Raw genomic sequence first — 14,209 nt, forward strand, 5'->3', positions numbered from 1 at the left:
TAGACCCATTACACAACAATTCATCATCAATCAAAAAAAGAAAATCATGAATACAAGAACCATAATTTTTACAGGGCTCTTGCTTACTGTACTATTTACCTTTTCTTGCTCAAAGAAAAGAAACCCCGAAAAAGAAACTTCAAATTATAATAAGAAAATAGATGATTATATAACTCATCTAATTCAGGCAGATGAAATTCCTGGAATGGCTATAGCAGTAATTCAAAATGGGCAAATAATTCATAAAAAAAATTATGGCTTCGCCAATCTCGCTCACAAAGTTCCTGTAACCGATAGCACTTTGTTTAGAGTTTATTCTACATCCAAGTTGATTACTTCTGTTGCAATATTTCAATTAATAGAAAGCGGTAAGCTGTCTCTTGATGATGATATTAATAATTTCATAGACAATTTACCAGACACATGGAATGAAATAAAAATAAAACACCTTCTGTCTCATTCCTCAGGACTTCCAGAATATAAGGATATTGAGAATCAGGTTCAATTATCTGATGATCAGGTGTTAGAAATAGTAACAAAGAAATCGATACAATTTGAAAAAGGGAGTAAATATTCGTACAATCAAACTAACTTCTGGTTTTTGAAATTAGTTGTCGAAAAAGTAACTGGCAAAGAATTTGAGAAATTTGTTAAAGAAAATCAGTTTAACAGTGAAGATAATAAGGTTGTTTATGCCTCTAATAGCTTATTGGTTATTCCTAACAGGGTGCCTAAATATCAATTTAATAAAAAACATAATGCTTATGAAATAAGTTCATTTGAAGCTGGGGAAAGATCTTTGGCAGGCAATGGTCTTAATACAAACCTGGAAAGCTTGATAAATTGGAATAAAAAACTCGATGATAATACACTCATTACATCAGAGACCAAAGCTCAAATGATAACGCCATTTAATTTTCAGAACTCAGATGACTTATTTGGCTATAGCTGGGGTATATTTGGCCCGGAGAATAAAAAATACTATGGTTTTCCAGGCGGTGGAGTTAGTGCATTTATGAAATTTGTAGATCATGACTTAACAATTATTATTTTGTCTAATGGGTTTAAGAGTAGACCCGTAATAAGTAATGTTATTACTTATGTTTCGGGGTTAGTAGATTCTAGTTTAATTAGAAAAGAAAGAATGTTAAATGAAGATATTCGATTAGAATTTATTTTGAATAACTATGATGATGCCTTAAAAAAATACAATCAGATAAAAGCTGATAACAAAGAGATTAATTTTGAAAGAGCATTAAATACAGTGGGATACCATTACCTTCTTGATAATAAAATTGATAAAGCACTTTCTATTTTTAAGTTTTACACAAAAGAGTACCCCAATTCGGCAAATGCATTTGATAGTTTAGGTGAAGCATATTTTATGAATAAGCAATACAAACTTGCTCAACAGAGCTATGAAGAATCGTTAAGGCTAAATCCAGATAATAAGAATGCACTAAAAATGTTAGATAAGATTGAAAAACTAAACTAATACTAACAAATTATAGCCATGCATGAGTAGCCAATAAAATCCTAAAACCGAATTTGATATAAATCAAATGATACGTTGTAATTTAGATTGACCTTTGTATAAAAAATAATGAAACGAATTCATTATACCTCAGGGATCATAATTGCAATTTTTATAAGTTTTCACTTATTTAACCATAGCTATAGTCTTTTTGGAGTAGAGGAACACATCCGATTAATGGATAAATTTCGATTGGTATATAGAAATATTTTTGCCGAAACTCTTTTATTAATAGCAGTGTTTATTCAAATTTTTTCTGGAGTACGACTATTTTTAAGAAGAAGGAAAAACACCACCGGCTTTTTTGAAAAATTACAGCTATGGAGCGGATTATATATGGCTATTTTCTTTGTATTTCATCTTGGTGCAGTATTCACAGGTAGATTTTTTTTAGATTTAGATACTAATATTTATTTTGGAGTAGCAGGGTTGAATACTTTTCCGATAAATCTATTTTTTATACCCTATTATGCGCTTGCTATACTTTCATTTTTTGGCCACATTTCGGCCATTCATTATGCCAAAATTGAAAATAACGTATTAGGGCTTACCCCTAAAAAACAATCTGTTTTAATACTTGTACTTGGTGTAATAGTAACGCTGGTATTATTTTATGGATTAACAAATGGATATAGAGGAATTAAAATACCAACAGAATATCATATTTTAATAGGGAAATAAAGAACAAACAAAGAACTTAAGATGAGTTTACTAAAAAATAAGTAATGAATACGTATTTATGTATAGCAGGAATCCTGTGTTTTCTTTTGGGGATTGTTCATTCCATTCTTGGAGAATATTTGATTTTTAATAGCAAAAGAAATAAAGGAAACTTAGTTCCTTCAAAAAAAAGCGAAGCATTAAAAGGAAGGCATTTAAGGATATTATGGGCAACCTGGCATTTAGCTTCAGTATTTGGCTGGTGTATTGGTGCGATATTGATCAAAATTTCGATAGAATACAATGAGCTGAAATCAACTAGTATTGACTTTATAATACAGTCCATCATATACACCATGTTCCTGACGTCTCTTTTGGTTTTAGTAGGTACTAAAGGAAAACACCCGGGATGGATAGTTCTTTTACTAATCGGAATACTAGTAGTGATTGGGAACTGATCAAAAAAAATAAGCGTTATAGTATGGTAGAGTATATAATCTGATTGATGGAACTATCCAGAATTTAATACCTTTTTTATAGAATAATCTCATATGATATTCACACGATCCTCGTGCATTTCATCATTTACCTTTATACAGAAGGGTGCTTTGTAATTAATTTTGATTTTAAAATAAAATCATGTTATGAAAAAACTATTAATTACAATCGTCATTTTCTTAATTTTTGTAGAAGATGAGTTGTATAGTCAAGAACTGTCAACTTCAACTCTTTATTCAACATATTATGGGAGCAACGGAACCGATGACGCCGATGTTGTTGCCGTTGATTCTGAAGGAAACACCTATCTTGGTTGCCACTCAAGTTCTGCAGATTTACCAGGAGCTCATCGACACCCATACACCCTTAGTGGAGGAATGGATGCTTTTGTTGTGAAACTAAACAAAAAAGGAACAGAGGTTATCTACTTAACTAAACTTGGAGGGTCAAAATGGGATGCTATCCAGGGACTCATATCAGATTCTATAGGAAATATCTATGCTGTAGGAACTACATATTCGTCTGATTTTCCAATAAATTCTAATGGATTTCAACCCAATTTTGGAGGAAAGAGCGATGCTTTTGTTGTTAAAATTAATCCCAAAGGTGAAGTCGTTTGGTCAACTTTTCTAGGAGGTAATAAAGATGAAGATGGTAGAGGTATAGGTATTGATCAGCAGGGTAATATTCATGTTGTTGGTAGGACTAAGTCTAAAGATTTTCCTACTTCAAAAGGAGCATTACAGCCAAAATCGAATGGAGGAATAGATGCTTTTATTACTACCCTTGATCCTAATGGAAAAATGTTGACATCAACTTATCTGGGGGGATCCGGTGACGATATTGGCTTCTCAATCAAGTTAGACAGTATGGGACAACTCTATATTGCCGGTACAACGAATTCACTTAACTTTCCTGTTAAAAATGCTATACAAAGTGAAAATAAAGGAGAAGACGATGCTTTTTTAGCTGTAATTGACTCAACTAGATCAGTCATTAACTTTGCCAGTTATTTGGGAGGGAAAGGAACCGAACGACTTTACAGCATTGATCTTGACTCTTCGGGTAATGTATTCGTGATGGGGTTTACAAATTCTGTAGACTACCCAACAACTACAAAGGCGTTTCAAACTGATTTTGGAGGAGCGAGAGATGCCTTTATCACTAAACTAAATCTACATAAAAGAGAGGTTGTATATTCGACGTATTTAGGTGGGGAGAAAGACGAAGACCCCAGAAATCTTGCAGTCAACGAGAAAGGTTATGTGTTTATTGTGGGTAGTACAGCTTCCAAAAATTTCCCTATAGTTAATCATCAAGAAAATAATCTGCAAGGTGAAGATGATGCATTTATAGCTATGCTTGATCCAAACGGATCGTTTCTTCGTTATTCTGCTTTAATCGGCGGAAAAGGTCAGGATATATTCGAAGGTCTTGCTATAGGAGCCGATGGTTCGTTAACTGTCTCTGGAGCATCAAATTCGATTGATTTTCCAACAATACATCCAATACAAACTACTTTTTTAGGAGGCCGATTTGATATGATTGTTACTCGCTTCTTGTTGGTGGATTAAGTGAAATAATATATAAATATAGAAGAAGTATCTTTATCATAAATAAGACTTTTAAGTAAAAATGAAATTACTGCTAATCATAAGTTTTCTTTTAAACATGCAGACAATCAATAATATTCCCGAATATTCTGGCAATGTTATAGATTTAAGCACATTTGATATAGCTACTTTATATAAAGGAAATACAAAGCAATTTCTTGCAGATAAACTAAATGCCAAAGGTATTTATGAGCACGTAAGTAAAGAAGAAGGGCTTTGGTATGTGACTCTGGATTTTAAAGTTACAGAAGAGACGATAAACAATGGTGATATTTGGATGCAGTTTCGTACTAATATTAATGCTGTAAATCTATATTTAAATGACAAATTACTTTTTAGAAATGGAAGAGTTGAAAATACTTCTCAAGCAAAAATTGGAGGTAAAAACTTAGTAAAAAAAAGAATTCCAAAAGATTACCTGGTAAATGGATATAACAAAATTGAAATAGAATTTACTAACTATAAAAATAAAACAAATACAAATTTTAGAGATGTGTCTATCGGTAGTTTAGAAGCATTTCAAAAACACACAGCTGTAATGACAACAGCACCTATTTTATTTTTTGGAATATTCATTTTCTTCTTACTTATAAACGTAGTGCTGTATTTTTCTCTAAATAAGAAAAAGGTTTTTCTTCTGTTAGCTCTTTTATTTTTGATTAATAGTGTATTAGTTGCGTATGAAGTGCTGTATTGGAACGGTTTTGTTTCATCTACTTCTTTTATACATAGTTACACCCTTAGAAGTGGGCTAGAACATATCACTTATTTCATTTTACTTTTTGTTTTATACTTTGAATATGAATATCAAAAGAAAACTCTTTTTCTTTCAATTCTAGCTTTCATTATAGTTTATGTTATTGCTGCTTCGACTAACACAAATATTGCAGTTACTCTTAGCTTTTTACCTTTTGTTATGAGTTTACTTGCCTCGTCGAAAAAAGTGAAGAACAGAGCTATTATTACAATATCACTATTTGTTTTATTTCTTTTGAATTATCTGGATGATAGTAATAGTATTGAAAGTTACGCTTTTGTATATAGCAATTTTATCATTACATCTTTAGTGTATAAGTTAGATAATCTCGGCATGATTATTTTTGCTCTGGTTATGATTTTTATTTCGGCAAAGGGGATATTGCATAAAACAAAGTCTCTTAATGAAGCAAAACTTAAATTAGAACGTCTTGAATACCAATTTTTACAAAAGCGTATTTTGCCTCATTTTATAATAAACTCTTTAATGTCATTACAACAATTGATATCAAAAGAGCCTGAAACCGCAAGTAAAATGATCGAAGCGTTATCAGAAGAGTTTCATTTATTATCTATAATGGGTAAAAAGAAACTTGTTCCTATACATCAAGAAATTGAAATATGTAAAGCGCATCTTAGAATTATGAGCATTCAACAAAAAGCTAGTTATAAGATGAAAGTAAACGGGATTATTGGTGATGAAATGATTCCCCCAATAATTATTCATACTCTAGTAGAAAATGGAATTACTCATGGATATTCGGGTAATCAAGATGCTAACTTTGAATTAAGTAAGCAAGAAACATCAAGCTCGATATTGTATCGTCTTTTTAATGATAGTACTATAGAAAAAATAGATATGATGACTACTTCTGGGACAGGGCTAAAATATGTAGAAGCTAGATTAGAAGAATGTTATCCCGGAAAATGGAAACTGCATTCGAATAAAATTAAAAATGGTTGGGAATCCGTTATTGAAATAAAACATAATGTATGAGAGTCCTAATTGTAGAAGATGTCACTCTTGTTGCTGACCGCATTTCTGATTTAGCAAAAAAGTATATAGTAGGCTGCAAAGTTAAAATATCACATACTTTAGAGGACGCAAAGTATTGTATTACCGAGGAAGTATATGATTTACTATTTTTAGATCTTAACTTAAACGGTGAAGATGGTTTTAAACTTCTTAAATTAGTTGCGTCATCATCTTTCCAAACTATTATAATTACTGCAAATAGAGAAAAAGCATCTATAGCTTTTGACTTTGGTGTTTTAGACTTTATAAGCAAACCTATTTTAGAAAAACGATTCAAGATTGCTGTTAACAGATTTCTTAATAGTAATGGCGTACATCGCGAAAGACTAAAATGTTTAGCCGTCAAATCCAAAAAAGCAATTAGTTTAATTAATATTGAGGATATCGAATGCATTAAAGCTTCGGGGAACTATTCAGAAATATATACGGTTGATAAACGTCGCTTTCTACACGACAAAAATTTAGAAAAACTTACAAAAATACTTCCTGATAGTTTTATTAAAGTTCATCGTTCATATATTGTTGAAAAATCTAAAATCAATAAAGTGCTTAAACATGGTGGAGGAAAATATGGTTTAGAATTAATGAGCGGAGAAATAGTATCATTAAGTCGTACCATGTATAAGAAATTCTTCCTGAATGAATATTGAAATCAAACATGCAAACTAAAACAGGTATAGTTAATTATCCATTTTGTACTCGCCAAGAAAACTTCACAGATTTACCTTTGGTTCGTTTTCTTTTTCTAATTTAGTCCTAACTTGCACAACCAACCATATACAAAGACCGTTAACAATTATTTAAGCCAGAGAATATGAATAGAAGGTATTATTTCTTATTAATGATCGCATTCGTTTTTGTTTTGCAAGGTTGCGAAACAAGGAACTCAAATAACCCATATATAGATGAAGAACTACCAGGAGTTACTCCCAAACTGTTTGCTCCTTCTTTTGTAAATACAGATGCGATAGAAATTAATACAGTATTTAATGCTTCGTTTACCGAAATGTTTTTTACAAGAATTATCGATGGTAGTTTTATTATACATCATTCTGATTTTGTTAATGGTAAGTGGACTGCACCACAACCAATACAAATGTATACCGATAAAGAAAGCGAATCTGTTGCCATCGATCCATCAATAACACAAGATGGCAATACCATGTATTTTCTTGGTGTTAGCCCCAAAGATCGTTTAAAAAAAGGTAAGCCAGACATATATAGAAGTCAAAAAATTGATGGTAAATGGCAAATCGCTTCAAAGGTTGGATATCCCGTATCAACAGAAAAGTATGTAGAATCGTATCCGGTAGTTGTCGCAGATGGAAGTATATATTTCACATCAAATCGCCCTGGTGGTCTTGGTAAAGGAGATATTTATAGAGCTCAATATCTAGGAGAAGGAAAATTCGATACTCCAATGAATGTTGGTTCTGAAGTGAATTCTGAAGAAGGCCAACGTGGCACCTATGTTTCTCCTGATGAAAGTTATTTGATTACCGGAAACACATATACAGATGAGAATGGCTTTGCAATATCATTTAAAGAAAATAACAAATGGCAAACTCCGGTTCATTTTGATATTGGTGAGCCGCTAAAGAAAGATTGGATTTATTTCTGCCCATATATGTCACCAGACGGCAAGTATTTTTTCTTTTCAAAAAGATACAGTAACCCTCCGAAGAGTGGATGGAAAGGGGTAACTAAAGGAGAAGTGCATTGGGTAGATATTAGTAATGTTTTTAAGGGACAAAGAAAATAAACATAAAAATAGAATTAGTGTGTGAAAAACTACTACTTTTCATTTATGAAAGCACTATGCATATGATAAAACTACGATGACACAAGAATTATATCAAAAAGCAATCAAATTCGCTGGAGAAAAACATAGCAAACAAAAAGTTCCTGGAACAAATGCTAACTATCTTTTGCATATTTCAAATGTAGCTATGGAAGTATTATTTGGGTATAATTTTGACCCTTCATTTGATATTGATTTTGCCATACAAACAGCAATTCTACATGATACAATTGAAGATACAGATACAAGTGTCGAAGAAATCAAACAAATATTTGGGGAACCTATTGCTAAAGCAGTACAAGCGCTAACAAAAAATGAAGAGTTGCCATCCAAAGAAGAAAAAATGATGGATAGCTTGATTCGTATAAATAAATTGCAAAAAGAAGTTGGCATTGTTAAAATAGCAGATCGAATCACAAATCTTCAAACCCCACCAGAACATTGGACTAAAAACAAAATAATTAAGTACTGCGAAGAAGCTAAATTAATTTCGTCTCATCTTAAGAATAAAAATGAGTATTTGAACAAGAGATTACAATCAAAGATAGAAGAATATGAACAAATGATTAAAACATTATAATCATAGGCAGAAAGTGAATTTAATAGAAAAGATATTGATATTGTTATTTTGGTTTACTTGTAAAATACCCCAATACTCGCTACATAATTAGAGATAATTTACAGCATTTTTAGTTTATGAATTTAGTAATTACCTTTTTTTTAACCACAGGAATTGTTATCAATACTATTATACTTCTGTTATTAATAAAATCTAAAACCAAAGAAACACCGCAGCGATTACTTCTTTTATTTTTTTCTATAACCCTATTTTACATTATTCATGGATATGCACAAATTCATAAATTAAAATTTTTATTTCTAAGCACTTTTGTGTTTAATGAAATTATTGAGTTTTTTACCGGGCCTTTGATATTTGTTTATATCAAATCTCTATTTGAAAATAAAACAAAACTAATAAGGAAGTACTACATTCATTTTGTTCCTACGATACTCTATTTACTATGTGTGTCAATTCCTTTTCTGATCTCGATCATTAAGAAAGAGTTTGTGTTTAACTATTTAAAAGTGATCAATGATCATGGAGATCTATTTGGTATTTTGTTGATGTTGTATTTTATTTTCTACACACTATATTCATTAAAATTATTTAATAGATATAAAAATGTAATGAAACTCAATTTTTCAAACATTTCTGAAAATGATTTTGGTTGGGTAAAACGAATGCTTATTGGTGTACTGGTGATTTCATGTTTGGATGTGATATTTACTTTGTATGAGTCTACTATTAGAGAACTAAATTTTGAAACCTCGTATTTAACATTAATCTCAGTAATTGTGTTGATCGTGTACTTAGGGTATTATGGAGTTAAGCAGTCAAAAATTTTACTACCAGATTTCTTGATTAACACACCAGAAAAAAAAGATAAAGAAGATAAAGAAGACAAAAAGAATGAGTATTTATCTGGTATAAGTGATGAAGAATTGAATACATTGAAATTGTCACTAGAACATGTGATGTCTATTGATAAAAAATATTTAGACGAAGATCTTACCTTAAGTACATTGGCAAATGCTATTTCAATTTCTGATAAAAAACTTTCAGCATTTTTAAATCAATATTTAAAGACTACATTTTATGACTATGTGAATAAGTATCGCGTAGCTTCTGTCAAAGAAAAAATAAAATCACCAGAGTATAACAATATCACACTTCTGGGTATTGCATACGAATCTGGCTTTAAATCCAAGACCAGCTTCAATCGAATATTTAAAAAAGAAACTGGTTTATCCCCTTCTCAATTTAAATCCTCACTTCAAGAAACACTTTAAAAATAGGTGCCAATAGAAGCATTGGGGCGTTTGAATCTTCATTTTCATATTCATTTGTGTCTAATATAAATTACTAGACATGAAAATTACCAAGGTGATATGGTTTGTTGTTTTTTCTTTTTCGATTTCGGCCTGCTCTATACATTACAAGCAAAGAAAAGGAAATGTTTTGCCCGAAGGATTTTATTATAAAACCAAATTTACTACAGTAAAATCTGTAATAGTATTGCCGTTTCAAATTAATGGGGTTAAAAAGAATTTTCTCTTCGATACTGGTGCAGATTATAACCTAATTCAAAGAGATGCAATAATAGGTAAAAAAGGAATGTACAGTGGAGCAAGCAAACGCAAAATGAAAATGGGAAGTGAAATAACTAAATCTATGAAAATTGGAAATGTAAATTTTGTCGACACTTATGGTGTAAATGCAGATTTAAAAGGTTTAAAAGAGCAAATTCCTAATTTTGGAGGACTTATTGGGCAATCTATAATATCAAAAGGAAACTGGCTCATTGACTATCCGAATAAGATCATCGAAGTTTCTGATAAAGACATGTCTGATGATTCTTTTCAATCTATAAAAATAATAAGAGAAGATGGTGCTCCTTACGTATTAATCTCTATTAACGGTAATACCCATAAAGTACTTGTAGACTTTGGATCTTCATCTGATTTTAACTTACCTAAGAACTCTAAACTGGCTAAGAAGCTTTTGGATATGTATAATTTTAAAGACAGCCAAAGAGAGCGATATACTATTGGTGGACTTCAGACGATAACAGAAAAAAAAGGCATAGTACCTCTTATTACCTTAGAAACAATAGAATTTGAAAATGTGAAAACAACAATTAATGTATCTAGTCAACCAAGAATCGGAATAGGTTTTTTTAAAGACTGTTTAGTATACATAGATAATACAAATAGGCAATACAAGATAAAAAAGCCTGAAAACTAAGGTGTTTGTGTGTGATATATGCTTAAGAAAAGCATAATCTTAAAATCAATATCAATCAAAAAAACAATAACTATGAAATCTTATTTTACTTTTATTTTAATTATTTTTTTAAGTATCCAGAATTGTATATCTCAAGACAGAAAATTTACAGGCTATGCCACTGCTGTAGTTAATGAGGATAAAGTCCTAAAAATTGAAACATTTGGATTAGCCAATACAGAAAAAAAGAAGAAGTATTCAAAAAATACAATTCAACCTATTGGATCGGTGAGTAAAACTGTTATTGGGATTTCCTTAATGATAGCTAAAGAGAAAGGATTACTTGATTTAGATAAAGATATTAATGAGTATCTGGATTTTAAGATTGTTAATCCACATGTCGATGATTCGAACATCATTACATTACGACATCTGGCAACCCATACCTCCGGAATTATAGATAATAAAAAAATATATGAATCTGCATACGCCTATGAGCTTTCTCCAAAGACACCTCTAAAAGCATACTTATATGAACATCTTAGTCATAATACAAAGAGTGTAAAGAAAAGTTTCTCGAAAAAGAAAGCAGGTGTGGAATATGAATATTCGAATATTGGAGCAGCATTAGCGGCTTATATCATAGAAAAAGTTAGTGATAAACCTTTTAATGAATTTGCCGAAGACCATATATTCAAACCACTAAACATGAATAATACTGGTTGGTTTTATAGAGATATAGACAGTACGCTGCATAGTATATTATACGATGAAAAAGATAAGGCTATACAACCTTATTCTTGTGTCACATATCCAGATGGAAGCTTAAAAACAAACATAGAAGACCTATCGCTTTACTTAATTGAGCTTATAAAAGGATATAATGGAAACAGTACGTTGCTCACTAAAAAATCATGGAGAGAGTTATATGCTAAGAATTTTAACGAAAAGAACAAGGTTCAAAATATTAGCTTAGGAGAGCCTAATACTGGTCTTTTTATGGCGTATTTTAAATCTGGTAAAATAGGTCATACCGGTTCAGATCTGGGAGTATCTGCTTTTATGATGTTTGATCCCAAAACAAACATAGGGCAGATTCTAATGGCAAACGAAGATCTAATTTCAGATAATTTAGAAGAGTTTAAGAAAATCTGGAATAAATTAGGGAAATAAACAGAACTACGTTGTGTTGGTTTAGTTATCTTAGTGATGCGAAAAAGTACTAATGTGCTTTTCTGATATAAAGCTTTTGTGCAGGGGAGTAAGAAAGGTTGTATAACATTTAATTTAGTATGAGATTTTCTTACTCTCATGTATAAATATAGGTTAGTAGAAAAATAATATAATTTTCAAAAAGACCTGTTGAACTAAAATCTTAAAGTCATATAATGCAAGAGATTCCGGTAAGAAAAGGTAATGCAAACTCAAACGAATCTATTTTCGCAATTAAAAATGTTGAGAAGATGTTGAGTGGAAAACGGATGATCCAAAATCTTCACAGGCATGATTTTTTCTTTTTACTTGCGTTAGGGCAAGGCTCGGGTTTTCATGAGATAGATTTTGTTCCTTATGATGTTTGTGCGCATTCGATATTTGTTCTTCGTCCGGGTCAGGTACATCAGCTTACATTAAATAAGGAAAGCACTGGATATTTACTTAATTTTAATGCCAATTCTTATGTTGCTCATGATAGGGCAAAGGTAGAATTGTTAAGAAAAATAAGTAATTTGAATTACTATCGGTTTGATAACGAGGATTTTAAAAAACCAATATCTGTTTTAGAAGCGATTTTTCAGGAATTTACAAATAAAGATGAGGGATATCAGGAAGTCATTAATGCTAACCTAAGTATATTGCTTACTGAACTTAGTCGAAAAATAGGAAAAGATCATAATAATAATAATAATAACGGTACACCATATTCACAAGAACGACTCGAAGAATTTTTAGAGCTTTTAGAAACACATAGCATTACCTGTAAACGAGCTGCTCAATACGCAGAAATGATGAATCTTTCTTTATATCAACTTAATGCTATCACTAAATCTACATTAGATAAAACATGTTCAGAATTAATTAATGAACATATAATTTTAGAAGCCAAAAGGTATCTTTTGGCTACATCTAATCAAGTAAGCAGTATAGCTTATGATTTAGGATATGATGATACATCTTATTTTATCAGATTCTTTAAAAAACATATGGGGTGTTCACCCAAAGTGTTTAGACATAATTTTAGATAAGTCCTGGTAAATCACAATTTTGTCCTACTAGAGTTTCCTATATGGAGCCTAATTTTGTGAGTGTTAATAATACTTTTGTTACCTCTCTTTATCGTTGTAAGCTAATCAAGAAAACAGGCATGAAATGAATTGGATATTAAAAACAATAATTATTGGTGTTGGTGCTACATTTGCAATGGACATTTGGTCATTTATATTAAGTTTGTTTAAAATAAAATCACTTGATTATAGTCTTCTTGGTCGTTGGGTTGGTTATATACCCAAAGGAAAATTCTTTCATGATAAAATTTTTAATTCACCCTCATTAAAAAATGAATTGATCATAGGTTGGTTGTCACATTATATAATAGGAATATCATTTGCATTTTTATTGGTGTTTGTTTGTAGTAAAGATTGGCTAACTAATCCAACTCTTCAACCAGCGATTTTAATTGGCCTTGTTACTATTGTCGCTCCTTTTTTTATTATGCAGCCTGCATTTGGATTAGGAATTGCATTATCAGATATACCAAATCCAGCAACAGGTAGAATAAAAAGCTTGCTTGCTCATACTATTTTCGGGATAGGATTATATCTAAGTGCAACTCTATTAAATAAAATGTAGATAATGTAATTCTTTGTTGATATTTAAAATAAAGAATTAGATCGTATAAATATTATGTTTCAGAGATAATTAAAAAGTATGTTTTTATTTATGTTGTGATACTTTTTGGGGTGGTTTGTATTAGGAGTTGTGTTGTTGTTTATTGTTTTTATTTATGTGTAAAGTTTATGATATCAGATTGTTAAAAAAAAGTTTCAAAATAGTTACTAAATTTTGTTGTTAGAAAGAAAAAGGGTTGTATGTTTGCACCCGCAAAACGGGATGCTGTTTTGAGAGTTCATTGAGAGTTAATTTTTTTGATTTTTGTTTAGGGAAAGATTTTAAAAAACTTTGTATAAAAATTCTTGTCAGAATAAAAAAGGGTTGTATGTTTGCGCCCTCAAAACGGGGTTTTGTTTTGTGTGTTGATTGAGGTTTTATTTAGTTTTAATTTTTTCTAAAAAATAAATTAAAAAAAGCTTTGTAGAAATAAAAAGGGTTGTATATTTGCACCCGCTTAGCAAAACAAAGCATAGTTCATAAAAATAGTAGTAATGGTTTAGGGTGTTTTAGGTAACATTTTTGAGGTTCGATTCCTTGATTTACGATCTATAATTGATAGCGATGAAGATTGCTTTATTGATTACAAAAGTTCATAGACATATTGATTGACAGCGCGTATTGAGTTATTTTATAATAA

General features: G+C 30.8%; 13 protein-coding genes. All 13 read left to right on the plus strand.

The window, feature by feature from the left end:
- Positions 1–46: 46 nt before the first annotated feature.
- The 13 genes from ATO12_RS13500 to ATO12_RS13560 all read left to right on the plus strand — a co-directional run bounded on the left by ATO12_RS13500 (position 47) and on the right by ATO12_RS13560 (position 13,530).
- A complete protein-coding gene (locus ATO12_RS13500; protein WP_034242714.1) occupies positions 47–1,495 on the plus strand; it encodes a serine hydrolase domain-containing protein in 1,449 nt (482 codons plus the stop codon).
- Between the two features lie 108 nt (positions 1,496–1,603).
- On the plus strand, positions 1,604–2,215 hold the full coding sequence (locus ATO12_RS13505; RefSeq protein WP_034242634.1) for a hypothetical protein: 612 nt from the start codon (positions 1,604–1,606) through the stop codon (positions 2,213–2,215).
- A gap of 44 nt (positions 2,216–2,259) precedes the next feature.
- Positions 2,260–2,652, plus strand: a complete 393-nt coding sequence (locus tag ATO12_RS13510; protein ID WP_034242635.1) for a hypothetical protein — start codon at positions 2,260–2,262, stop codon at positions 2,650–2,652.
- A 186-nt stretch (positions 2,653–2,838) separates the two neighbouring features.
- A complete protein-coding gene (locus tag ATO12_RS13515) occupies positions 2,839–4,266 on the plus strand; it encodes an SBBP repeat-containing protein (protein ID WP_034242636.1) in 1,428 nt (475 codons plus the stop codon).
- A gap of 97 nt (positions 4,267–4,363) precedes the next feature.
- On the plus strand, positions 4,364–6,058 hold the full coding sequence (locus ATO12_RS13520; RefSeq protein WP_034242637.1) for a histidine kinase: 1,695 nt from the start codon (positions 4,364–4,366) through the stop codon (positions 6,056–6,058).
- Complete coding sequence (locus ATO12_RS13525; protein WP_034242638.1) at positions 6,055–6,747, plus strand: LytR/AlgR family response regulator transcription factor; 693 nt, start codon at positions 6,055–6,057, stop codon at positions 6,745–6,747. The genes ATO12_RS13520 and ATO12_RS13525 overlap by 4 nt, the downstream gene beginning before the upstream one ends.
- Before the next feature lie 164 nt (positions 6,748–6,911).
- Positions 6,912–7,859: a TolB-like translocation protein gene (locus tag ATO12_RS13530; protein WP_034242639.1), complete on the plus strand. Its 948-nt coding sequence runs from the start codon at positions 6,912–6,914 to the stop codon at positions 7,857–7,859.
- Between the two features lie 76 nt (positions 7,860–7,935).
- On the plus strand, positions 7,936–8,478 hold the full coding sequence (locus ATO12_RS13535; RefSeq protein ID WP_034242640.1) for an HD domain-containing protein: 543 nt from the start codon (positions 7,936–7,938) through the stop codon (positions 8,476–8,478).
- Between the two features lie 116 nt (positions 8,479–8,594).
- A complete protein-coding gene (locus tag ATO12_RS13540; RefSeq protein ID WP_034242641.1) occupies positions 8,595–9,749 on the plus strand; it encodes a helix-turn-helix domain-containing protein in 1,155 nt (384 codons plus the stop codon).
- 79 nt (positions 9,750–9,828) lie between these two features.
- Positions 9,829–10,704 carry a pepsin/retropepsin-like aspartic protease family protein gene (locus ATO12_RS13545; protein ID WP_034242642.1) on the plus strand — a complete coding sequence of 292 codons (876 nt, stop codon included), beginning with the start codon at positions 9,829–9,831 and terminating at the stop codon, positions 10,702–10,704.
- A gap of 72 nt (positions 10,705–10,776) precedes the next feature.
- On the plus strand, positions 10,777–11,856 hold the full coding sequence (locus ATO12_RS13550; RefSeq protein WP_051575829.1) for a serine hydrolase domain-containing protein: 1,080 nt from the start codon (positions 10,777–10,779) through the stop codon (positions 11,854–11,856).
- 215 nt (positions 11,857–12,071) lie between these two features.
- A complete protein-coding gene (locus ATO12_RS13555) occupies positions 12,072–12,926 on the plus strand; it encodes an AraC family transcriptional regulator (RefSeq protein ID WP_034242643.1) in 855 nt (284 codons plus the stop codon).
- Positions 12,927–13,050: 124 nt separating this feature from the next.
- Entirely contained in the window at positions 13,051–13,530 is a 480-nt protein-coding gene (locus ATO12_RS13560; RefSeq protein WP_034242644.1) for a DUF2938 domain-containing protein, read from the plus strand.
- The last annotated feature ends 679 nt before the right edge of the window (positions 13,531–14,209 follow it).

It is taken from the genome of Aquimarina atlantica (assembly GCF_000626715.1).
GTDB lineage: Bacteria > Bacteroidota > Bacteroidia > Flavobacteriales > Flavobacteriaceae > Aquimarina > Aquimarina atlantica.